This window comes from Paraburkholderia caledonica NBRC 102488, from assembly GCF_000685095.1.
Taxonomy (GTDB): domain Bacteria; phylum Pseudomonadota; class Gammaproteobacteria; order Burkholderiales; family Burkholderiaceae; genus Paraburkholderia; species Paraburkholderia caledonica.
In genome coordinates, this window is record NZ_BAYE01000010.1 from 74,438 (window position 1) to 96,044 (window position 21,607).

14 protein-coding genes are annotated in these 21,607 nt (G+C 63.1%); 9 read left to right on the forward strand and 5 right to left on the reverse strand.

All coding sequences use genetic code 11. From position 1 onward, the window contains the following. Window positions 1–39: 39 nt before the first annotated feature. Both BCA01S_RS20540 and BCA01S_RS20545 read left to right on the forward strand, forming a co-directional pair. On the forward strand, window positions 40–1,863 hold the full coding sequence (locus BCA01S_RS20540) for a VRR-NUC domain-containing protein (protein WP_027778517.1): 1,824 nt from the start codon (window positions 40–42) through the stop codon (window positions 1,861–1,863). Beyond that, window positions 1,860–4,124 carry an ATP-dependent DNA helicase gene (locus BCA01S_RS20545; RefSeq protein ID WP_027778518.1) on the forward strand — a complete coding sequence of 755 codons (2,265 nt, stop codon included), beginning with the start codon at window positions 1,860–1,862 and terminating at the stop codon, window positions 4,122–4,124. Before BCA01S_RS20540 ends, BCA01S_RS20545 begins: the two co-directional genes overlap by 4 nt. A gap of 26 nt (window positions 4,125–4,150) precedes the next feature. On the opposite strand, the gene BCA01S_RS20550 is transcribed toward BCA01S_RS20545, so the two are convergent. Together BCA01S_RS20550 and BCA01S_RS20560 are read right to left on the reverse strand one after the other, a co-directional pair. Continuing rightward, window positions 4,151–6,850 (reverse strand): mechanosensitive ion channel family protein, encoded by a 2,700-nt coding sequence (locus tag BCA01S_RS20550; protein ID WP_027778519.1) that lies wholly within the window; start codon window positions 6,848–6,850, stop codon window positions 4,151–4,153. 364 nt (window positions 6,851–7,214) lie between these two features. Beyond that, entirely contained in the window at window positions 7,215–8,666 is a 1,452-nt protein-coding gene (locus BCA01S_RS20560) for a sigma-54-dependent transcriptional regulator (protein ID WP_027778520.1), read from the reverse strand. 1,401 nt (window positions 8,667–10,067) lie between these two features. Between BCA01S_RS20560 and BCA01S_RS20565 the strand changes: the two genes are divergently transcribed. The 4 genes from BCA01S_RS20565 to BCA01S_RS20580 all read left to right on the forward strand — a co-directional run bounded on the left by BCA01S_RS20565 (window position 10,068) and on the right by BCA01S_RS20580 (window position 13,545). Next, entirely contained in the window at window positions 10,068–10,367 is a 300-nt protein-coding gene (locus tag BCA01S_RS20565; RefSeq protein ID WP_027778521.1) for a hypothetical protein, read from the forward strand. Between the two features lie 157 nt (window positions 10,368–10,524). Next, window positions 10,525–11,973, forward strand: coding sequence for a nicotinate phosphoribosyltransferase (locus BCA01S_RS20570; RefSeq protein WP_027778522.1), 1,449 nt, complete (start codon window positions 10,525–10,527; stop codon window positions 11,971–11,973). Window positions 11,974–12,112: 139 nt separating this feature from the next. Then, window positions 12,113–12,592, forward strand: coding sequence for a nuclear transport factor 2 family protein (locus BCA01S_RS20575; protein WP_027778523.1), 480 nt, complete (start codon window positions 12,113–12,115; stop codon window positions 12,590–12,592). A 56-nt stretch (window positions 12,593–12,648) separates the two neighbouring features. Then, the gene (locus tag BCA01S_RS20580) at window positions 12,649–13,545 is read left to right on the forward strand and encodes a 2OG-Fe(II) oxygenase (protein WP_027778524.1); all 897 of its coding nucleotides are present in this window, start codon (window positions 12,649–12,651) and stop codon (window positions 13,543–13,545) included. Window positions 13,546–13,587: 42 nt separating this feature from the next. Here the strand turns inward: BCA01S_RS20580 and BCA01S_RS20585 are convergent, their stop codons facing one another. The 3 genes from BCA01S_RS20585 to BCA01S_RS20595 form a co-directional block, all read right to left on the reverse strand. Then, window positions 13,588–13,968: a GNAT family N-acetyltransferase gene (locus tag BCA01S_RS20585; protein WP_042319052.1), complete on the reverse strand. Its 381-nt coding sequence runs from the start codon at window positions 13,966–13,968 to the stop codon at window positions 13,588–13,590. An 84-nt stretch (window positions 13,969–14,052) separates the two neighbouring features. Continuing rightward, window positions 14,053–15,492 carry an MFS transporter gene (locus BCA01S_RS20590; protein ID WP_027778526.1) on the reverse strand — a complete coding sequence of 480 codons (1,440 nt, stop codon included), beginning with the start codon at window positions 15,490–15,492 and terminating at the stop codon, window positions 14,053–14,055. A gap of 407 nt (window positions 15,493–15,899) precedes the next feature. After that, window positions 15,900–16,781 (reverse strand): isocitrate lyase/PEP mutase family protein, encoded by an 882-nt coding sequence (locus BCA01S_RS20595; RefSeq protein ID WP_027778527.1) that lies wholly within the window; start codon window positions 16,779–16,781, stop codon window positions 15,900–15,902. A 215-nt stretch (window positions 16,782–16,996) separates the two neighbouring features. Here BCA01S_RS20595 and prpR point away from each other — a divergent pair, with 215 nt between their 5' ends. The 3 genes from prpR to ahpF all read left to right on the forward strand — a co-directional run bounded on the left by prpR (window position 16,997) and on the right by ahpF (window position 21,440). Then, window positions 16,997–18,997, forward strand: coding sequence for a propionate catabolism operon regulatory protein PrpR (gene prpR / locus BCA01S_RS20600; RefSeq protein WP_027778528.1), 2,001 nt, complete (start codon window positions 16,997–16,999; stop codon window positions 18,995–18,997). A gap of 123 nt (window positions 18,998–19,120) precedes the next feature. After that, complete coding sequence (ahpC, locus tag BCA01S_RS20605) at window positions 19,121–19,684, forward strand: alkyl hydroperoxide reductase subunit C (protein WP_020067922.1); 564 nt, start codon at window positions 19,121–19,123, stop codon at window positions 19,682–19,684. Window positions 19,685–19,847: 163 nt separating this feature from the next. Next, window positions 19,848–21,440: an alkyl hydroperoxide reductase subunit F gene (gene ahpF / locus BCA01S_RS20610; RefSeq protein WP_027778529.1), complete on the forward strand. Its 1,593-nt coding sequence runs from the start codon at window positions 19,848–19,850 to the stop codon at window positions 21,438–21,440. The last annotated feature ends 167 nt before the right edge of the window (window positions 21,441–21,607 follow it).

The following is a 21,607-nucleotide window of genomic DNA, read 5'->3' on the forward strand; positions in this document are numbered from 1 at the left end:
CTATCATTACTGTATAAACGTACAGGTCATGCAAACTCCGTGGCAACCGATGCTCCGCCGGATTCCCTCGCCGGCGTCCCTTACTATCTGCTGAATTTCGAGCGTGCGCTCGCCTGGCTCGCGCAACGCTACGACGATCTGCTCGATGAGTGCGAGCGCGCTTTTCTCGGCACATTCGCGCGCTTACCGCAGGTGTCGCGCGCATTGCTGGTCCGGATGCTCATGCGCAAAGGCACATTGTTTCGTGCCAGTCGCCTGGCCTACGACGAAATCGGCTGCCCCGTGCAAGCTGCTGCGCCCGTCGCAGCGCTCGGCTGGCTAAATCCCGCGCCGCACCTGGCACTCGACGACCTGTTCGCCCTCACCACGCGCGCCGAATTGCTGGACATCTTTGCGGAGGCGCTTTCGCTGATTCCGGGCGCACGGAGTCTGCGCAAGCCCGATCTGCTGGAAGCATTACGCCCGTTCTATCCCGAGCGGGACGAGTTGGACAAGCATGACACCGATAGCTGCATCGCGCGCCCGTTGTCCGCATGGCACCCCCAAACGACCGATTGCGTGTTTCGCGTAGACATTGCGCCGCTGTGCGACCGTCTGCGTCTGATGTTCTTTGGCAATCTGCAACAGGACTGGTCAGAATTCGTGCTCGCCGATCTCGGCGTATTCCGCTACGAGAAGGTAGCTTTCGGGCCGGCGTCGCGAGCGTTCCAGCAGCGCGCAGATGTCGATGTTTACCTCGCGTTGCACGCATGTCGCGACGAACTGGACTCGATAGCAACGTCCGGCACGCTGATCGATCTGGAAGTAGAAAACGCTGCGCTCAATGACCTTGTGGCTCGGGTTCAAAGCGTGGAAACGTGCAACTCGTGGCTCGAATTGCGACGCGACAAGCTCCTCTTTCGCATCGGCCAGCATTGTGAGCGGCGACAGATGTGGCCCACCGCGCTCGCCGTGTACGAGGTTTGCGCGTGGCCCGGCGCGCGTCACCGGCGTGTACGCGCGCTTGAACGAGCCGAGCGTTTCGAAGCTGCGCTCTCGCTCGCGTTACGTGCTGCAGGGTCGCCCGAAAGCGAGGAAGAGGCGCAGCGCATTGCGCGCATGCTGCCGCGCCTGCGTCGCAAACTTGGCGAGCCGACGGTGCGCGCGACCACTGCGCGAGCGGCCGAACGCAGTACGCTGACGTTGCCCAGGCCGCAAGCGCCGCAGCCCGTTGAATACGTCGTGCGCGATCATCTGACATGCGAGTCGGCGCCGGTGCATTACGTCGAGAATGCATTGATCAACTCGCTGTTCGGACTGCTTTGCTGGGAACCGGTATTCGTGGCGCTGCCCGGTGCGTTTTTCCATCCGTTTCAACGCGGCCCCGCTGATCTTCACGCGCCGGACTTTTATGCGCGTCGAGCCGAACAGTTCGCTGCGTGCCTTGCTCAACTGGATAGCGGCGCGTATCGCGAGACGATTGCGCGGCATCTGCACGGCAAAGCCGGCGTGCAATCGCCGTTCGTGTTCTGGGGAATGCTTACGCCGGAGCTTGTCACGACGGCGCTCGACTGCTTGCCCGCCGCGCATCTGAAATTGTGGTTCGAGCGTTTGCTGCTGGATATTCGCGGCAATCGCTCGGGTCTGCCCGATCTGATCCGCTTCTGGCCCGCCGAGCGGCGTTATGAATTGATCGAAGTGAAAGGGCCCGGCGACCGCTTGCAGGACAACCAGATTCGCTGGCTAGCTTACTGCGCGCAGCACGGCATGCCGGTACGCGTGGTCGACGTGCGTTGGACCGACGAAGCGCTTGACCATGCGATCGCCGATCCAGCCGTCGGCGCGCAGGCGCACGCCACGCTGATCGCGGAGCGCACCGCATGAGTTACGTCGTCGCCGTGCGAGCCATGTGCGAGTTCACTGCGCGACGCGGCGACCTCGATCTGCGGTTCACGCCCGCGCCAACTTCGCTGGAAGGCATGGCGGGGCACATCACGGTCGCAGGCCGCCGCGCAAGCGGCTATGAAACCGAAATCACGCTGACCGGTACGCATCGCAATCTCACCGTGCGGGGCCGGGCGGACGGCTACGATCCGGTGGCGCACCGCCTGGAAGAAGTGAAGACGCATCGAGGCGATCTCGATCGCATGCCTGACAATCATCGCGCGTTGCATTGGGCGCAGGCGCTGGTGTACGGACATTTGCTGTGCCGCGCACGCGGATTCACGGACTTGACCGTCGGGCTGGTTTACTTCGACATCGGCAGTCAGAAGGAAACGTTGCTCACGCAAACGCACACCGCGCGCGAGTTGGAGATTTTTTTCATCGAGCAATGCGAGCGGTTTCTGGATTGGTCGGTGCAGGAGGAGGCGCATCGTGTCGCGCGCGACACGGCGCTCAACGCGCTGCAGTTTCCGCATGCGCAGTTTCGCTGCGGGCAGCGCGAACTGGCGGTGTCGGTCTACCGTGCGGCGCGCGACGGTAAGCCGCTGATGGCGCAGGCGCCAACCGGCATCGGTAAGACACTCGCCACGATCTTTCCGTTGTTGAAGGCGTGCGCGACGGATCAGATCGATCGTGTGTTTTTTCTGACCGCGAAAACGCCTGGCCGTGCGCTCGCGCTCGACGCGATCGAAACGCTTCGCCGGAGCGCCGGATCTTTACCGCTGAGAACGCTTGAACTGGTGGCGCGCGACAAAGCCTGTGAGCATCCCGACAAAGCGTGCAACGGCGAGTCCTGTCCGCTCGCGCGCGGCTTTTATGACCGGCTTGATGCGGCACGCAGCACGGCGCTCGCGGGCGAAAGGCTCGATCGCGCCGCGGTGCGCGAAGCGGCGCTTGCGCATGACGTCTGCCCATATTATCTGGGCCAGGAACTTGCGCGCTGGGCCGACGTGGTGGTGGGCGACTACAACTACTACTACGACAGCAGCGCAATGCTCTACGCGCTCACGCAGATCAACCAGTGGCGCATCGGCGTGCTGGTGGACGAGGCGCATAACCTGCTCGACCGTGCGCGCCGCATGTACACGGCGTCGCTCGATCAGACGGCGTTGCGGCTCGCGCGCAAGACGGCGCCGCCCGCCTTGCGCAAGCCACTTGAACGGTTGCAGCGCGAATGGAATGCGGTCAAGCGGGCGCAAACTGCGTCGTATCAGGTCTATGCAGACGTGCCTGGCAAACTGCTCTCGGCCGCGCAAAATCTGATTGGCGCGGTGACGGATCAGCTCGCGGAAGCGCCGCTCTCAATCGACGAGACGTCGCTGCGTTTTTTCTTCGACGCGATGCATTTCGTCGCTCTCGCGGAGCAGTTCGGCGAGCATTCTATTTTCGATATCACGCTGACAACCGACCGCCACGCGCCGCGCGACAAGACCAGTTGCACGCTCTGCGTGCGCAATGTGATTCCTGCGCCGTTTCTCGCGCCGCGATATGCAGCGGCGCGCACAACCGTGATGTTTTCGGGCACGCTTAGTCCGCATCATTTCTACCGCGATACGTTGGGTCTTGCACAGGAGACGCAATGGCTCGATGTTGAAGGGCCGTTTCGCGCGGAGCAGTTACAGGTGCATGTCGCCGGCAACGTGTCGACGCGCTGGCGCGACCGCGAACGGTCGCTCGATCCCATCGTGGATCTGATTGCAAAGCAGTACGTCGCGCAGCCCGGTAATTACCTGGGTTTCCTGAGCAGTTTCGATTACCTGCAACAGGTGGTCGCGCTGATGCGCGAGCGTCATCCCGGATTGCCGGTCTGGGCGCAGGAGCCGGGCATGGACGAAGCGGCCCGCGACGCGTTTCTCGCGCGGTTTCGAAGCGCGAACCACGGTATCGGATTTGCGGTGCTCGGCGGCGCGTTCTCGGAAGGTGTCGATCTGGTCGGGCAACAGCTGATCGGCGCTTTTATCGCAACGTTGGGCCTGCCGCAAATGAACGAGGTCAACGAACAGATGCGGCGCACGATGGACGCGCGTTTTGGCAATGGCTACGAATACATGTACCTGTACCCCGGTCTGCAAAAGGTGGTGCAGGCGGCGGGGCGTGTGATCCGCACCGAGCTCGACGAGGGCGTCGTGCATCTGATCGACGATCGGTACAGGCGGCCCGAGGTGCGCCGCCTGTTGCCTCGGTGGTGGCAGGTCCGGTAATCCGATCGACGCACACAGCCCGTACCTTATTCGTGCGGCGACGTCGCTCCCGGATTCGCCGGTGTGCCGGGTCCGCCTGCAGGCTTCGAGTCGACGGGGATCTGGTCTTCCACTGGCGCGTCGCCCTTCGAAGCGCCGTCAGGCGATGCACCGCCGGCGGACGGGCCGCTCGAAGGCGCTTGCTCAGGCTGCTGTTTCGGAGGTTCGCCCGCTTCGACGCGGGGCGCGACGCTGTCAGGGTCCCACGTCAGCAGATTGCGCTGCGGGTTCGCGATTTCGATGCCGCGCTCGCGGAACTGGTCGAGAATGCGCCGGTTGAATTCGCGCTGCACACCCCAGCGCGCCGAATCGCGGCACTGCATCTGTCCGGCCAGCGTAACGGCCGAGCCGTCCACGGCGTCCACGCCCCAGAAGCTGAAGTCGGACAGAATGCCGTCCTTGAATTTCTCCTCTTCGCGCAGCGCGGCGCCGATTTCCTTGAGCGTGTCGATCGCGAGATCCACGTCCTGGCCGAATACGATATTCACGCGAACCGCTGCATTGCCGATGCCGCGATTCGTGTTGTTCACTGTCGATACCGAACTGAACGGCACGGTGAAAAGCGAACCGTCGCTGCCGCGCAGCCGCACTGTGCGGATCGACAGATACTCGACGGTGCCGGACACGCCCGCGAGCGTCACCCAGTCGCCGACTTGCATCGCGTTTTCCATCAGCAGGAAGATGCCCGTGATGAAATCCTGCACGAGCTTTTGCGAGCCAAAGCCGAGCGCCACGCCGAAGATACTCGCGCCTGCAAGTAGCGGCCCGATGTTCACGCCCAGTTCGCTCAGGCCCGTGAGCACGACCACCAGTGCGATCACGCAGAAAAGCCCCGTGCGCAGCATGGGCAGCAGCGTGCGCAGACGTGCGGCGCGCACGAGGTCGCCGCTCGTGGTCCAGCGATCGAGCCGCTGCTCGACCGACACATTCACGCTTTCCCACACGATGAGCGCGATCACCGCCGCGACGCCGATCGTCACGATGGCCGACGCAAGGCGGTGGCCGACACTGCCGTCGCGGAACAACTCGCCCACATCGACGCCCCACACCTGGAGCAACGCGAGCGCGGTGACGATGCCGATGATCCACGAGACCACTCGCCGCAGCAGCGGGTAATAGCGGAACGCATGCTGATGCACGAGCGACTTGCCGGCGGCGTCTTCGTGTCCGTTGAAGAGCCGCGCGAGGCCGCCGAAGACGACGATGGCGAGCACCCGCGCGCCCACCAGCACCGCGAGCGACATGCCGCCGAGATGCAGCAGCGCGTGATAGCCGTTCTGCACGTCGAGCGCCCAGATGAACCACAGTGCCATCACGACGAAGACCGAGAGCCACGCCCATGCATCGGCGAGCGCATTGCCGACCATTTCGAGCGACTTGCGCGCGACCATGCGCTGGCGAATGAGTTCGCCGACCGGTTTCGCGCATTGCAGAATCAGGATCGAGATCATTGCGTGGCCGGCGAGCGCCACGACCTTCATCAACGCGAGATGCGCCGCCTCGCTCAGGCCGAGCGAGTGCGCGATCTCCGCAATCGCGGAACCCACGCCGACGACGCTGACAATGCGAATCACCCAGCGGTGTACGAACGCGGCCCATGCATCGCTCATGCGCAGCAGCCGCAGACGCGGTGCCGTGGGCTGGAGGAAAAAGCCGCTGATGATCACGATCACGCGGCACAGCACGTAGATATCGACGAGCGAATCGAGGGCGCGGTCTTGCGGCGTGCCGTCGTCGGTGAAGATCGACATGAGCGCGCTCGCCGCGCCGACGAATACCGCAAGCGGCAGCAGACGCAGAACCGTGATCAATAGCGCGCGCGGCAGGCGCTGCAGGAGCGTCCAGTGATGCGTGGCGTTCTGCTTGCCCTTGGCTTCAGTGACTTTGCCGTTCGCGGACCTGGTCGACTGCGCAGACGTGACGGCAGGCTGCCCGGTTGCAGGTGACGTCGCCGCGCTTGCCGCGGGTTCTGTTTTTGCCTCCGCTCTAGCCTGCGCTTCGGCCCGTACCTCGGCGACCGGCGGGGCAGGCAGCGGCGGCGCGGCATTCGCAGCGTCGGCGGGTTGCGGTTCGACGTCGACCGGCAAGTCGGTGCGCGGTGCGTCTACGGCGTCGCCACGTTCGCGGCGCGCGGCGAGCGCAAGATACGCGCGACGCAACAGGCGGCGCGCGAGCCATTCGAGCACGAGCGCGGGCAGCAGTGCGGCCAGCAGCGACCACGCAACGTGCGCGAGAATCGAGCGCGCCTGCGGACTTGTCGACTGCCAGTTCCACCACGCGCGCACCGAAGCGACGTCGAGGAGCGCCGTAATGGAGTTGCGCAGCGACGTACCCAGATTGACGGCCCAGTGCGCGCCCTGACGAGCCAGTTGGGATGCGAGTCCGTTCGATTTGAACGCGTTCGGCACGAGAGCGGCGGCGCCGCTTGCCGCAGCCGGCGCCGAGGCGGCCGGCGCGGCGGAGGCCGGTGTGCTCAGCGCGCCGGCGGCGGCGATGGCCTGCAGGGTATCCGCCACCTGCGCGCGGCGCTTGGGATCGTTGAGCACTGAGAGCGCTTGGCGCGCCTGTTCAGGGGTCAGGCTGACAGTAGCGCCCGAGGCGGGAGTGGCAGTGGTCACCGCCGCGAAGACGGCCGGGGCGCCGAGAAGGAAGAAAACGAGGAAGCAGGCGTGTAGTAATTTGCGCATAGGGTGTAAGACGGGCTGCGGGTGCCGATGGCGTGCGATACATCGGTCGGTCTGGCGGTTTGATCGACGCCTTAACCGACACGGCTTTTGTCGCACAAGTTCCTTTGACTGCGGCCGCGTTGTAAAGGAAGACGGCGCTGGCGGGCGTGAGCCGGCCTGGGCAATTGGCGAAAGCAAATTGCTTGCCTGAGTCTACGCGGAGGGAATCAAAACAATGCGTGCCGCGGCGCCGCGCGGCATCGACGAGTGGGAGCCTGACTGCCCGGATGGACGGCGAGGTCGCTGCGGGCGTGCTGCTGCCAGCGACAGAGTTGCAGCAGCCGATCGCCGGAACGCTGGGATTCGGCCAAAAACCCCGCCAGAACTAGGCAGAAGCCGCCGACATGGGGACAGGCATGCGCCGCTCGCGTTCGCCGTCTGCGTCGCCGTCGAGGTCCGCGTTCGACGTGCGTCCACCTGACGGCTCCGCATGCAGCCGATCCGCGTGCATCAGCCGGTACAGCGTGGCGCGGGAAATGCCGAGCTCGGCTGCCGCCTCCGACAACTTGTAGCCATGCCGCTGCAGCGCATGTTCGATCGCGTCTTTCTCGGCTTTGCTGCGAATTTCCGCGAGCGTGACGGCCGGCCCATTATCCGTCTCGGGCAAGCCCAGGTCGCTCGCGTTGATGAAGCGGCCCTCGCTCATCACGACGGCGCGGCGCACGCAGTTGATCAGTTCGCGCACGTTGCCCGGCCACGCATAGTTCGACATCGCGACGATCGCGCCGCTGGACAGTCCGCGCAGCTTGCGCGCGCCGTCCTGCTTGTACATGCTCAGCGCATAGTTCGCGAGCAGCTTGATGTCGCCGCCGCGCTCGCGCAACGGTGGCTCGACGAGGCGCAGCACGCACAGCCGGTGATACAGGTCGGACCGGAAACGGCCTTCTTCGACCGCCTTGTCGAGGTCGACGTGCGTTGCCGAGATGACCCGCACATTCACGTGGATCGGCCCATTGCCGCCGAGCCGCTCGATCGTGCCTTCCTGCAGAAAGCGCAGCAACACGGCCTGGCATTCGTGCGGCATGTCGCCGATTTCATCGAGAAAGAGCGTGCCTTCGTGCGCGCTTTCGATTCGCCCGATCTTGCGTTGAAGGGCGCCGGTAAAGGCGCCGCGCTCGTGGCCGAACAGTTCCGCTTGCAACAGGCTCGGCGGAATCGCCGCGCAATTGATGGCGACGAACGGCCGGCCGGCGCGCGGCGAGCGTTCGTGGATCGCGCGCGCGGTCAACTCCTTGCCCGTGCCCGACTCGCCGGCGACGAACACCGGCGCTTCTGTCGTGCCGCATTTGTCGATGCGCCGGTACAACTGCTGCATAGCCTCGCACACGCCGACCATGCCATGCCGACCGAGCGACGGTTCCGGCGTTACATGCGCTTGTCGCAGCGCCGACAGCCCGTGCGCATGACCCAGCGCGAAGACGAGCCGCTCATTGAGCCACGGCCTTGTGACGAAGTCGAAGCAGTAATCGAGGATGAAACGGCTGATCAGCTCGTCATTCGCCTGACCCGGCGCGATTTGAGCGACCCAGTTCGTTTCTGGCCGGCGCATGCACGAGGCGAGGGCAGACAGTTGCTGCGACGTGCAGTCCTGCGGCAGTTCAATGAGGCCGACCTTGATATTGTCGCGCTCGATCATGCGTTCCGCGCTCGCGGTGGTTTTTGCGTGTACGGCGTGCCATGCGGATGCGGCGAGGAAGTCGGCGAGCTTCTTATCGGGCGAGTTCGACACGTAAAGAACGGTGCGTTCGGTGTCCGCAGATGCGAAAGTCATATTCATTACCCCCGATTCGGTGCTGCCTTCAAGACTGCTGTTCGACGTTGTCAAGGATCGCAAGCCTGACCGGGCCTGCGGAATAACCGAGCCAGCAGCCTGGTTGCAAAACCGGGCACGAAGCTCTGAGCCGTCGCGGGCGCTACTGCGCTAATGGGGCGACGGCCGATCGACTGTAAGGTCATAGCGGGGCAAGCAGCGCAGCGCGAACTGCGAGGTGCCGCCTATTGGTGGCAGACAGGTGAACGTTTAACGTTGCACCGGCCGGAGTATTTCATCCCCGAATCACTTGTACCGTTTCTTATCTCCTTGGCTTTTTTGATCGCGCTCTAAACGGCGCGTGACTTAAACATAAGCGAAACCGCTTTGGAATGCTATACAAACAAATCAGGAAGCCGGCAGTTTGCCCTCCTGACGGGTGTTTATTCGATTCCGGCCGATAGTGGCGCAATTGCGGCCGGACAGTTGCCCGATTGCCGGCCTACTGCGCGCATCACTGGAAGCCGTTCGGACAGCACACGTCAAGCCCCGTTATGCGCGGTGGAGTACAAAACGCGTGGACGAACCTTGAACGCGCAGTTCCGTTACGCGATTTTCGATGTTTCAGGTATGCAACAGAATCGACAGTGCGTTTTCCACGGAATCTGGACCGATTCTATCTGCTGCTATGTCGGCAGATTCGTTCAGAACTTGAACGCAAACCGCGAAGGGGCGCGGTGTACCCGGCTTCGACGCTTATATGAAGCGCGTATTCCATGAGCTCAATTGACGGTTTTCGCGCGGTCGCGGTCTTGCCGAGCGTCTCGTATACGAATCATCGGAGATATGGCACGGCGGCGAAAAAAACGGCATTAGCCGCGCATGCTCGCAAATGCCTTGTGCGACGGCACTTCGACGCGCATGGCATGGCCATTGCAATAAGCCAGTCACAGCGAATCTGTTGCTGCCGGTCGGTGAGGGAGAGGGGAAGTCAAAAAAACGACCGGCGGCACAACGACTCGTGGACGCGGCCGGGGAAAGCCAATGCGTTCTGCGAGGCTGCGGCGGGGTCATGGACAAGCGGACGTCACATAACACGGGGCGAATGACCGATGCAAAACGGTCGTTCGCCACCCGGCGACGCAAATCTCTGACCTCGTCGATTTTTTCGTCTGTGGAGGTGCAGGTGGTGCAGACATAACGACAGGTACCTCGCGCGGCAACGTTTGCGCGAGCGACATGCAAACGGGGAAAGGGCAGCGCACGGTCTGGACCAACCGGCGCGACGAAACGGGGAGAAGGCCAGAGCTTCCATAGAGAAGCGCACAAGCGAGGTGGACCGGGCGCCGTGTTCGCGTGTGTTGCGTGAGCACGGCGGACCTGGAAGGCTGCATGCAGCCTTCAGCATGTCACCGAACGGGGGATGTCATGAAAACGCACGTTATGGTCCCGGTGTGCAGGGCACGCCACGACCATCCAGCCACGGCACGTACTGCCGAAGTTATCCGTCTTCGTTACCGGGCGCACGTTGGCGCGCCGCGCGGACTGTTTGCCGCGCCGCCGGCGGATCTGCTCACGCTCGTAATCGCCGACGCGATGAAGCGCAAGGCGCAGGCAGAGATCCAGCGCCCGGAATTGCGCGATGCATACGAGATGCCGGTTTCGCGCGAGAGGAACGCCGATCGCGATGCGGACATCAGTCAGCGGGAATACGACGAATCGGACTGAGCGTTGCTGGTGAGCTGAAGGAGTTGAGTGCGGCTTGCGCGAGCATCCCGAACGAGAACGGAACATTCAAAGCGCTGCGCCCGCGCGCTGGCCGCTTCGCGCTTCGTGGCATCATGTAAAGACTGCCACAGTCAGCGAGCCGGGCGCGGCGTCCTCCATGGCCAACGAATCCAGCGGTTTTAGCGGCATTTCTTCGATCCTCTCGAATCCGATTCTCAACACGGATTCGTACAAGGCATCGCACTATCTGCAGTATCCGCCAGGAGCGTCGGCGATGTTCTCGTACATCGAATCGCGCGGCGGGCGCTACGATTGCACGCTCTTTTTCGGCTTGCAGATGCTGATCAAGGAGTATCTGTGCCGGCCCATCACAGCGGCGATGATCGAACAGGCGAAGGCGTTTTTCAGCGCGCATGGCGAGCCGTTCAACGAAGCCGGCTGGCGCCATATCGTCGAGCATCACAACGGGTATTTGCCGGTGCGGATTCGCGCGGTGCCCGAGGGCTCGGTGGTGCCAACGCATAACGTGCTCGTCACCGTCGAGTGCGACGATCCGCTGGTATTCTGGCTCGCCTCATATCTGGAAACCATGCTGCTGCGCGTCTGGTATCCGGTCACGGTAGCGACCCAAAGCTGGCATCTGCGCAAGACGATTCACGCCTATCTGGCAAAGACGAGCGACGACCTCACGCAACTGCCGTTCAAGCTGCACGATTTCGGTGCGCGCGGCGTGTCGAGCGCGGAGTCGGCGGCAATTGGCGGTGCCGCGCATCTCGTGAGCTTCATGGGCTCCGACACGGTGCTCGGCGTGGTCGCGGCGAATCACTACTACAACGAGAGCATGGCCGCTTTCTCGGTGCCGGCCGCCGAGCACAGCACGGTCACCTCATGGGGCCGCGAGCGCGAGACCGACGCGTATCGGAACATGATCGCGAAGTTCTCAAGGCCGGGCGCAATCGTTTCGGTGGTATCGGACTCCTACGACCTGTACGCCGCGCTGAAGGTTTGGGGCACCGATCTGAAGCAGGCCGTGCTCGATTCCGGCGGCACGCTTGTAATCAGGCCGGATTCGGGCGATCCGCAATCTATCGTGTTGCAGACCCTGCATGCGCTGGAGGCGTCGTTTGGATCGGTGCTGAACACCAAGGGGCGCCGCGTGCTCAACAACGTGCGGGTGATTCAGGGCGACGGCGTGAATCCCGACTCGCTCGAGGCCATTCTCGCCGCAATGGACCATGCGGGCTTCGCGGCGGACAACATCGTGTTCGGCATGGGCGGCGCGCTGTTGCAGCAGATCAATCGCGACACTCAGCGATTTGCGATGAAGTGCTCGGCGATCCGCCTCGGCGACGCATGGCACGACGTATCGAAAGATCCGGTCACGGACACGAGCAAACGCTCGATGAAAGGACGCCTCACACTGTTGCGCAGCCGTCGAACGGGCGACTACCGCACGGCGACGCTGCCGCTCGCGCCAGCGGTGAACGCGGCGGCAGGCGAAGCCGATTGGGAAGATGCGATGATCACCGTGTTCGATTCGGGCAAGCTGCTGGTCGACGTATCGCTGTCGGAAATCCGCGCTCGCGCGCATGCGCACGAAGCATAGCGGCTGTGCACACAGGCCCGCACCGGCAAGGATTCGATACAATCCGGCGAATCGCGGTTAGCGGTTATCGCTGGCTGTGACACGGCTTCAACGCGGCTTCAACACGCGCTTCAATACGGGCAACGCAAATACCAGAACAATGAACCACTCCAATATTCAACTGATCGAGCGCTTCTACACCGCGTTCCAGCGGCGCGACGCCGACACCATGATCGCCTGCTACGCCGACGATGTCGTCTTCAGCGACCCCGCGTTCGGTGAGCTGCACGGCGACGAAGTGCGCGACATGTGGCGCATGCTCGTCACGCGCGCGCAGGATTTTTCGCTGACGTTCGACAGCATCGAAGCCGATGAACATAGCGGCCGCGCGCATTGGACCGCAGGCTACGTGTTTAGCCAGACGGGCCGGCCGGTGGTCAACCAGATCGATGCACGCTTTGCATTCCGCGATGGGCTGATCGTCGAGCATCGCGACAGTTTCGATTTATGGGCGTGGATGCGTCAGGCGTTGGGCGCACGGGGCGCGCTGCTCGGATGGTCGCCGCTCGTGCATCGCTCGATACGTTCGCGGGCGAGAAGAGGGCTCGCGCTCTATCGGCGCCAGGACCATAACACCTGAACGCGTGGATTGAGGCCGATGCAGTATCCTTGTTTCATCGATCAGCGGGGACACGTATGCCGGTAGTGGATGCCGCGTGGCATGAATGGCTGCGCACGAACGCAGCGCGTGGCTGCACGATGGACTCGATGATCGAGGCCATGACGCAAGCGGGTTTTGCCGCCGAGGCAGCCGGCGAAGCGGTGCGCGCCGCCTTCGGATCGAGTGCTGCGAACGTAGCGAGCGCGGCCACGGCAGCGGCCCCAGCGGCGGGCGGCACCGAGGCGGCGTTGCCGCAAAAGGCGCCACACACATACCGGTACGACGACGCGCCGGTCGCGCAGGGTAATACGATCCACGCCCATGACCGGGACGTGCAGGTGTTGGCGCGCTGCGAGCGGCCGCAGGTGATCGTGTTCGCGAACGTGCTGGCCGCGCAGGAGTGCAGCGAGATGATCGAGCGCTCGCGGCATCGGTTGAAACGATCGACCACCGTCAATCCCGCGACCGGACAGGAAGACGTGATCCGCAACCGGACGAGTGAGGGCATCTGGTATCAACGCGGCGAAGACCCGTTGATCGAACGGTTGGAACAGCGCATTGCGAGCCTGATGAACTGGCCGGTCGAGAACGGCGAAGGTCTGCAGGTTCTGCACTATGGCCCTACCGGCGAATACCGGCCGCATTACGACTATTTCCCGCCCGATCAACCGGGCAGTGCGGTCCATACGGCGCGCGGCGGCCAGCGCGTGGCGACGCTCGTCATCTATCTGAACGACGTGCCTGAAGGCGGCGAAACGATTTTCCCTGAAGCGGGCTTGTCTGTGGCGGCGAACCGGGGCGGTGCCGTGTATTTCCGCTACATGAACGGCCAGCGCCAACTCGATCCGCTGACCTTGCACGGCGGCGCACCAGTGGTTGCTGGCGAAAAGTGGATCATGACCAAGTGGGTTCGTGAGCGCGCGTACGTCTGATTTCCACAGCAGGGCGCGCGTTGGCGCATTTGAACTTCGTGCTCAGGTGCTGCCGTAGACATCCGGGTCGTGTACTTCCATGAACAGCGCCGGGTTAGACAAAGCCTTGAACCCGTGTGGCCGATAGACATGGTGCGCGTCTGTCGTTGCCAGCATGATTCTCCTCAAGCCCTGCAGCGACTCGCTCGCGAAGAGTTGCGTGAGCAACGCGTGTGCGTATCCGTTGCCGCGATACTCGGGCAGCACGAACACATCGCACAGGTACGCGAACGTCGCGTGATCCGTGACCACGCGCGCAAAGGCGACCTGCTTGCCCCCGACATAGCCGCCAAAACACAGCGACCCGGCAATGGCGCGTTCGAGCGTTTCGCGTGGCATGCCCTTCGCCCACGGCGTTTCCTGCGACAGAAACGCGTGCACCATTGCGACGTCGAGTTCGTCCTTGTCGCTGGAAATTTTCAGTTCGCTCAGTTCATTAGGGGTCGCCACACCGCCTCCTCAAATCTGTTAACCCTTGGCGGGGCCTTCTGCGCCGCGCGAACCACCGCCGATGCTCTGGCCCGCATCGCGTGAAAGACCCATGTAGCCGATCACTGACACGAGCGTCAAGACGCCCGCAAGCAAAAACGCGAGGCGGAAATCGTCGAGCGTGAACACGCGGCCCGTCGTTTCGCCGTTGAAGAACGCCGCAGCCCGCAGTGAAACCGCGCCGAACGCGATGCCGAGGCCTATCGTCATTTGAGCCGCCGCGCTCCATAGCGTGCTGGCCGCGCTCATTTGCGGCTGCGCGACGTCGGCGTAGGCGAGTGTGGCGAGTGTCGAAAACTGCATCGAGCGCGCTACGCCATACACGAACACAATGATCAGCACGAGCGCAAGCGGAACGTCCGGCGTCAGCAACCCGCACGCGATGATGAAGATGCCGGCTACCGTCACATCGACGATCGACACCATGCGAAAGCCGAAACGCTGCAGGATTCGCGTGGTCAGCGCCTTCATGCCGAGATTGCCCAGCGCGCTGGCGAGCAGCAGCAGCCCGGACTTGAACGCCGACAGGCCGAAGCCGACCTGGAACAGCAGCGGCATCAGATAAGGTACGGCGCCGATGCCAATGCGCGTGAAGGAGCCCGTTATCACCGTCACCGAAAACGTGGGGATTTTCAGCGTGGAAACGTCGATCAACGGATGCGGATGCCGCTTGGCATGCTGGAACGCGACTGCGCCCACCACCAAGCCCAGGACGATGACCGCTCCGCCGATCCACGGGTTCTCGGCGGGCTGGCTCGCCAGTTCCGCGCCGTACAGAATCGCGGTGAGCGCGGTGCCGCTCAGCAGCAAACCGACGACGTCGAGCGGCTTGCGTTCGCTGCCGCGCAGGTTGGGCACTAGCGCGAGCGCCACGGCCATTGCCGCGAGACCGAACGGCACATTGAGCAGGAAAATCCAGCGCCACGACGCATAAGTGGTGATGAAGCCGCCGACGGGCGGGCCGATCACCGGCGCGGCGATTGCGGGCCACGTTATCGTTGAAATGGCCTGCATCATGCGGCTTTTTTCGGTGCTGCGAACCACAATCAGCCGGCCGACCGGCACCATCATCGCGCCTCCGATGCCTTGCAACAAACGCGCGGCGGTGAATTCCGCGACGTTCTGCGACAGCCCGCACAGCACCGAGGCGACCGTAAACACGCCGATGGCGCTGAAAAACACGGTGCGCGAGCCGCAGCGGTCGGCGACCCAGCCGCTCGCCGGGATGAAAATCGCCAGCGCCAGCATGTAGGCCGTCATGCCGAGACTGATGCTGTTGGGCCCGACGCCGAACGAGTGCGCCATCTGCGGCAGCGCAGTCGCGATCACCGTGGTGTCGAGATATTCCATGAAAAACGTCGCCGCGACGATATACGGCAACCAGCCGGCATGCTTCAGAGGCGTGCTGCTCCCGTTCATTGCACGGCCCCCGACAGCGCGCGCGTGTGTACGTCGCTAAGGCCGCGAATGCACGGGCGAATTCCACGCGAAATACGCAATGCTATGCACTTCATGTTTTTGACTATCTCTCGGATACGTGTTTCCGCCGTCCCTGCAAAGCGGACGAGCGACAGGAGCGGGGCCGGGGGAACGCGTCGGTCATGCTGCTAGCAGAATGATCGGCACTTGGACGCGTGCCGCGGTGATATATCGCCGGCTCTGAATCCTATCGCAATCACGCGCGCCGCATAGGTGATGCGTGGCACAGAACAAAGCGTCCGGTCCAAAAAGCGCGCTGATTCGTGCTGACTTACGCATGGCTCATGCCGAGCACGTCGCGTGCCGTGCCCGGCCGTCAGCAAACACGTTTCGATGCGACCCGCGGTTCAGTCCTTCGCCGCGTATTCGCGATCCAGCCGGTCATACAACGGCTTGTTCACGAGCCGCTGGCGCTCGCTGAACGGAGCGACGAGCGCCGCGTCCTCGTCGAGGCGGCCGTTGCTCTTCAGGCTGCCGAGCGCGCGTTGCATGCCGAGCACCGCACCTTGCAAGGCGGCGTTCGCATACAGCACGATGCCGTAGCCGAGCTTCGCGAGCGCTTCACGCGATTGCACCGGTGTCTTGCCGCCGATCACGATGTTGATCAACTGCGGCTTGTCGAACAGCGACGGCAAACGCTCGATGTCCGCCAGCGACTCCGTCGCTTCGATGAAGAGAATGTCGGCGCCCGCCTCGATGAAGCGATGACCGCGCTCGATCGCGTCTTCGATACCGTGGACTGCCGCGGCGTCGGTGCGCGCCATGATCTGCAGGTTTCCGTCCTCGCGGGCGTCGACCGCCGCGCGGATCTTGCCTGCCATTTCGCTGGCGCCGATCACTTCCTTGCCGGAAAAGTGTCCGCACTTCTTCGGCATAACCTGATCTTCGAACTGGATCACGTCGGCCCCGCTGCGTTCGAGCACGCGCACGGTCTGGCGTACGTTCAGCGCGTTGCCAAAGCCGGTGTCGGCGTCGACGATCAGCGGTAGCGCAACCGCATCGCGAATGCGCGCGGTGTGCTCGGCGACCTCGGCAAGACCAATGAAGCCGAGATCGGGCAAGCCGAGCGACATGTTGGTGACGCCCGCGCCGGTGATGTAGATCGCCTCGAAACCGGCGTCCTCGATAACACGAGCGCTCATCGCGTTGAAGGCGCCTGGCACGAGCAGGCCCTGGCGTTCGTTGACCTTGGCGCGAAAGGCGGCGCGGCGCGCGGCGGAAGTTGTCATGACGGTTGTCTCCGGAGGAATGCTGAGTAAGGGTGGGCTCAAAGTGCAGAAACTATGCCAATACGTCGGCGCTGAGACCTAACCTAGTGAAATCAATCGCTTAGGGAAGCGCGGCTAGTAGTCGGGGGTTCGTGGCAGAATGGAAGGCCGTTCCGTGAAACGTTTCCTGAAACGATTGATGGAACGTTTCAACGGCCTTTTCTGGAGCGTTTCCCATGTCGACCTTTTCGCCGTCTCTTGTCAACGCAGATTCGGGCCGCCCGGGTATTGCACTGGTAAGTATCAGCCGCCTCGAATCGCTTTGTGAGACGATTGCGCCGCGCTACGCCGGCCGCGCGAGATTTTTCTCGATTCGCGAAGGCTATGGCTCGGCTGTCACCGCGCTACAGGCGTACGTCGACGCGGGCTCCGTCGACGTCGTCCTCGCGGCGGGCTCGAACGGCGCGTATCTGCGCGATCACCTGAGTGTGCCGGTCGTCATGGTGAAGGTGAACGGCTTCGACGTATTGAGCGCGATCACCCGCGCCACCACCCTTTGGCCCAGCGGGCCGATCGGGCTCGTGCTGCACGAAACGATCTCGCATGAACTGGCCGATCTCAGCGGCTGGCTGAGCGTCGGCCTGAAACAGCGCGCGTACCGCTCGGTCGATGAAGTCAGAACCGCAGTGAGGGATCTCGCCGCCGAAGGCTGCCGCGTGATCATCGGGCCGGGCATGGCTTGCGATCTCGCGCAGCAGGAAGGTTTGGAGAGCGTGTTCCTGTACTCGCTTGGCGCCGTCGAAGAAGCATTCGAGCGCTCGGTCGAACTCGCGCGCGTGAGCCGGCAGAAGGAGTCCAAGCGCGTGCGCCTGAACACGATCGTCGCGCATCTGCGCGACGGCGTGGCCGCATTCGACGACGCAGGCCAGCTCGAAGCCGTCAACCCCGCAATGCTCGAGCTACTGGGCCTCCACCGCGACCAGGACCTTTCGGCGCAACTCGCGCGGACGGTCGGCCCGTGGCTGCGCAAGGCGCTGCAAGGCGACGGCCCGCTCGATGAGCGCATCGAGCAGATCGGCGAGCGTTCGCTGATCGTCAATTGTGTGCCGATTGTCGAGCAGGGCGCGCGCTCGGGCGTTGTCGTGACGGTGCAGGACGCGCTGGTCGCGCAGCGGATCGACCGGTCGCTGCGCACCAGTCAGCGGCCGAGGCATCTGGTTGCGCGGCATCGGCTGGACGATCTGATCGGCGAATCGGCGGCGCTCGAACGCGTGCGCCGGCTCGCGCGCGCCGGCGCGGCGCACGACGTCACCGTCTTATTGACCGGCGAGAGCGGCACCGGCAAGGAACTGGTCGCGCAGGGCATCCATAACGCGAGCCCGCGGCGCGGCAATCCGTTCGTCGCGTTCAATTGCGCGGCGCTTCCCGAGGGGCTGATCGAAAGCGAACTGTTCGGTCACGAGGAAGGCGCGTTTACCGGCGCGCGGCGCGGCGGCAAGCCGGGACTCTTTGAAATGGCCCACACCGGAACTATTTTTCTCGATGAAATCGGCGAAATGCCGCCCGCGCTGCAAAGCCGGCTGCTGCGCGTGCTCCAGGAACGCGAGGTGATGAAGCTCGGCTCGGGCCGCGCGACGCCGATCGACGTGCGGGTGATAGCCGCCACGCACCGCGACCTGCACGCGCTCGTCGACGAGGGCGGGTTTCGCGCGGATCTGTATTTTCGTCTGAATCTGCTTCAGATAGAATTGCCGCCGCTGCGTGAGCGGCGTGCCGATGTTGCTTTGCTGGCGCGGCACTTGTTAAGCCGCAGTGCGCTCCAATATGGATTGTCTGAAACGGCAAGCGACCGGGTTCTGCAATTTCTGACGCCGCTCTTCGAGCGCTACGCGTGGCCAGGCAACGTGCGGGAACTGGAAAATCTGCTGGCGCGCGCAGCGATCTATCTCGGCGATACAGCGAGCGATCAGCGCATCGATCCTGACGGCAACGTTCAGCCCGAGCTGCTGGCGCTGTTTCCCGAATTCACCCGTATGGGGCATGCAGGCGGGAACGGAAGGCTTACCAGAACCTCCGCGGACGCCGCCACGCCTGGCGCTGCCCGCGTCGCGCCGAGCCGCGGCGACGCATTGGAAGCACTGGCACGCTGCGGCGGCAACCGTGCAGCGGCAAGCCGGGCGCTGGGCATCGGCCGCACTACGCTCTGGCGGCTGCTGAAGACGGATGGCGCCCGATAGCCGACGGGGCCGGATCAGATAGTGGAAATCTATCAATATAATTAAAACAATCCACTTTACCTATTAAGCGCTGTCTGACATACTGACTCCACTTTCCAACCACTCCGAAAGAGGACTCAGTAAATGCCGATCATCAATAGTCAAGTCAAACCGTTCAAGGCACAGGCTTATCACAATGGCGATTTCGTGACCGTCACTGAAGAAAGCCTGAAGGGCAAGTGGTCGGTTTTCGTTTTCTATCCGGCCGACTTCACGTTCGTTTGCCCGACCGAACTGGGTGACCTGGCCGATCGCTACGCCGATTTCCAGAAGCTCGGCGTTGAAATCTACAGCGTGTCGACCGACACCCACTTCACGCACAAGGCATGGCACGACACGTCGGACACGATCCAGAAGATCAAGTACCCGATGATCGCTGACCCGACCCTCGCGATCTCGCGCAATTTCGACGTGCTGATCGAAGAAGAAGGTCTGGCGCTGCGCGGCACGTTCGTGATCAACCCGGAAGGCGAGATCAAGCTGTGCGAAGTCCACGACAACGGCATCGGCCGTGACGCTGGCGAACTGCTGCGCAAGGTGCAAGCTGCGCAATACATCGCAGCACATCCGGGTGAAGTCTGCCCCGCCAAGTGGACGCCGGGCGCTGAAACGCTGACCCCGTCGCTCGACCTGATCGGCAAGATCTAAGGTTCGGCGGCTTCAAAGCCTCAGGCAGTACTAGCGCCTTAGCGGCGCATCGGCGTGCGGGCCGCTTGATACAGCGGTTCGCGCGTCCCCGGCTGGCCTGTGTCCTATCGGACACAAGCGCGGCCGGGAACCCAACACCCCATCGTCACGGAATCGAATAGCCATGCTTGATGCCAATCTCAAGACTCAGTTGAAAACGTACCTCGGAAAGGTTAGCAGGCCTATCGAGATCGTCGCCTCGCTCGACGACAGCGCGAAATCGCAAGAGCTGCTGGCATTGCTGAACGATATCGCGACGTTGTCGGAACGTGTCACCGTGATCGAACGTCGCGACGACAGCGAACGCAAGCCGTCGTTTTCGATCGGGGAGCCCGGCAAGGACATCGGCATCCGCTTTGCGGGCATTCCGATGGGGCATGAATTCACGTCGCTCGTCCTCGCATTGCTGCAGGTCGGCGGCCATCCGGTCAAACTCGACGACGCGGTGATCGAACAGATCCGCAGTCTCGACGGCGACTACCAGTTCGAAACGTATTTCTCGCTGTCGTGCCAGAACTGCCCGGAAGTCGTGCAGGCGCTGAACGTCATGGCGCTCATCAACCCGCGCATTCGTCACGTGGCGATCGACGGCGCGCTGTTCCAGAACGAAGTCGACGCACGCCAGATCATGGCTGTGCCGACCATGTTTCTCAATGGCGAAGTGTTTGGCCAGGGTCGTAGCGGCGTGAAGGAAATTCTCGCAAAGCTCGATACCAACGCCGGTGCTCGTGCCGCGAAGGAACTTGAAACTAAGCCGGTGTTCGACACGCTGATCGTCGGCGGCGGTCCCGCCGGCGCGGCTGCCGCGATTTATTCGGCGCGCAAGGGAATTGCGACCGGCGTTGTCGCGGAACGCTTCGGCGGTCAGGTACTCGACACACTGGCGATCGAGAACTTCGTCTCCGTCACGGAAACCGAAGGGCCGAAGTTCGCCACAGCGCTCGAACAGCACGTGAAAACGTATGAAGTCGACATCATGGACGTGCAGCGCGCCGAAGCGCTGATTCCCGGCCGCATCAACGAAGTGCGCCTCGCAAACGGCGCGGTGCTGAAGGCCAAAACGATCATTCTCGCCACGGGCGCCCGCTGGCGCGAAATCAACGTGCCGGGCGAGCGCGAGTACCGCAATCACGGCGTGGCGTATTGCCCGCACTGCGACGGTCCGCTCTTCAAGGGCAAGCGCGTCGCGGTGATCGGCGGCGGCAACTCGGGCGTGGAAGCGGCAATCGACCTCGCGGGTATCGTGCGTGAAGTCACGCTGTTCGAATTCGGCGCGACGCTGCGTGCCGACGAAGTGCTGCAGCGCAAGTTGCGCAGCCTCGCTAACGTGACCATCGTCACGCAGGCGCAGACTACCGAAATCACCGGCGACGGCAAGAAGGTCAACGGTCTCGTCTACAAGGACCTGCGTTCGGGCGAAGTGAAGAACGTCGAACTGGAAGGCGTATTCGTGCAGATCGGTCTGGTGCCGAACACCGAATGGCTGAAGGGCACGGTGGAGTTGTCGAAGCACGGCGAGATTGTCGTCGACGCACGCGGTGCGACGTCGGTGCCGGGCGTGTTCGCGGCCGGCGACGTGACCACGGTGCCGTTCAAGCAGATCGTGATTGCAGTCGGCGAGGGCGCGAAAGCATCGCTCTCCGCGTTCGACCACCTGATCCGTAACAGCGAGGAAACGGAAACCGTTAGCGAAGTCGAAGCAGAAGCTGCGGTTTGACGATAAGACTGAGCTGGTAATGAACGACGGCGGCCCGCGGGCCGCCGTTTTCTTTTGTGGACGCGGATGTGTATTGGACATCCCGCCAGGTTGCGCTGACAGCCAGCGTCAAGGAGCAAAAAAAGCCGCCCGGTTATGAAACCGGGCGGCTCTTGCTCAAGCGTAAG

Bases quoted from the DNA above. Each gene is read 5' to 3' on its own strand.
- BCA01S_RS20545 (WP_027778518.1), top strand. From the start codon at position 1,860: ATGAGTTACGTCGTCGCCGTGCGAGCCATGTGCGAGTTCACTGCGCGA.
- BCA01S_RS20550 (WP_027778519.1), bottom strand. From the start codon at position 6,850: ATGCGCAAATTACTACACGCCTGCTTCCTCGTTTTCTTCCTTCTCGGC.
- BCA01S_RS20560 (WP_027778520.1), bottom strand. From the start codon at position 8,666: ATGAATATGACTTTCGCATCTGCGGACACCGAACGCACCGTTCTTTAC.
- BCA01S_RS20565 (WP_027778521.1), top strand. From the start codon at position 10,068: ATGAAAACGCACGTTATGGTCCCGGTGTGCAGGGCACGCCACGACCAT.
- BCA01S_RS20570 (WP_027778522.1), top strand. From the start codon at position 10,525: ATGGCCAACGAATCCAGCGGTTTTAGCGGCATTTCTTCGATCCTCTCG.
- BCA01S_RS20575 (WP_027778523.1), top strand. From the start codon at position 12,113: ATGAACCACTCCAATATTCAACTGATCGAGCGCTTCTACACCGCGTTC.
- BCA01S_RS20580 (WP_027778524.1), top strand. From the start codon at position 12,649: ATGCCGGTAGTGGATGCCGCGTGGCATGAATGGCTGCGCACGAACGCA.
- BCA01S_RS20585 (WP_042319052.1), bottom strand. From the start codon at position 13,968: ATGGTGCACGCGTTTCTGTCGCAGGAAACGCCGTGGGCGAAGGGCATG.
- BCA01S_RS20590 (WP_027778526.1), bottom strand. From the start codon at position 15,492: ATGAACGGGAGCAGCACGCCTCTGAAGCATGCCGGCTGGTTGCCGTAT.
- BCA01S_RS20595 (WP_027778527.1), bottom strand. From the start codon at position 16,781: ATGACAACTTCCGCCGCGCGCCGCGCCGCCTTTCGCGCCAAGGTCAAC.
- prpR (WP_027778528.1), top strand. From the start codon at position 16,997: ATGTCGACCTTTTCGCCGTCTCTTGTCAACGCAGATTCGGGCCGCCCG.
- ahpC (WP_020067922.1), top strand. From the start codon at position 19,121: ATGCCGATCATCAATAGTCAAGTCAAACCGTTCAAGGCACAGGCTTAT.
- ahpF (WP_027778529.1), top strand. From the start codon at position 19,848: ATGCTTGATGCCAATCTCAAGACTCAGTTGAAAACGTACCTCGGAAAG.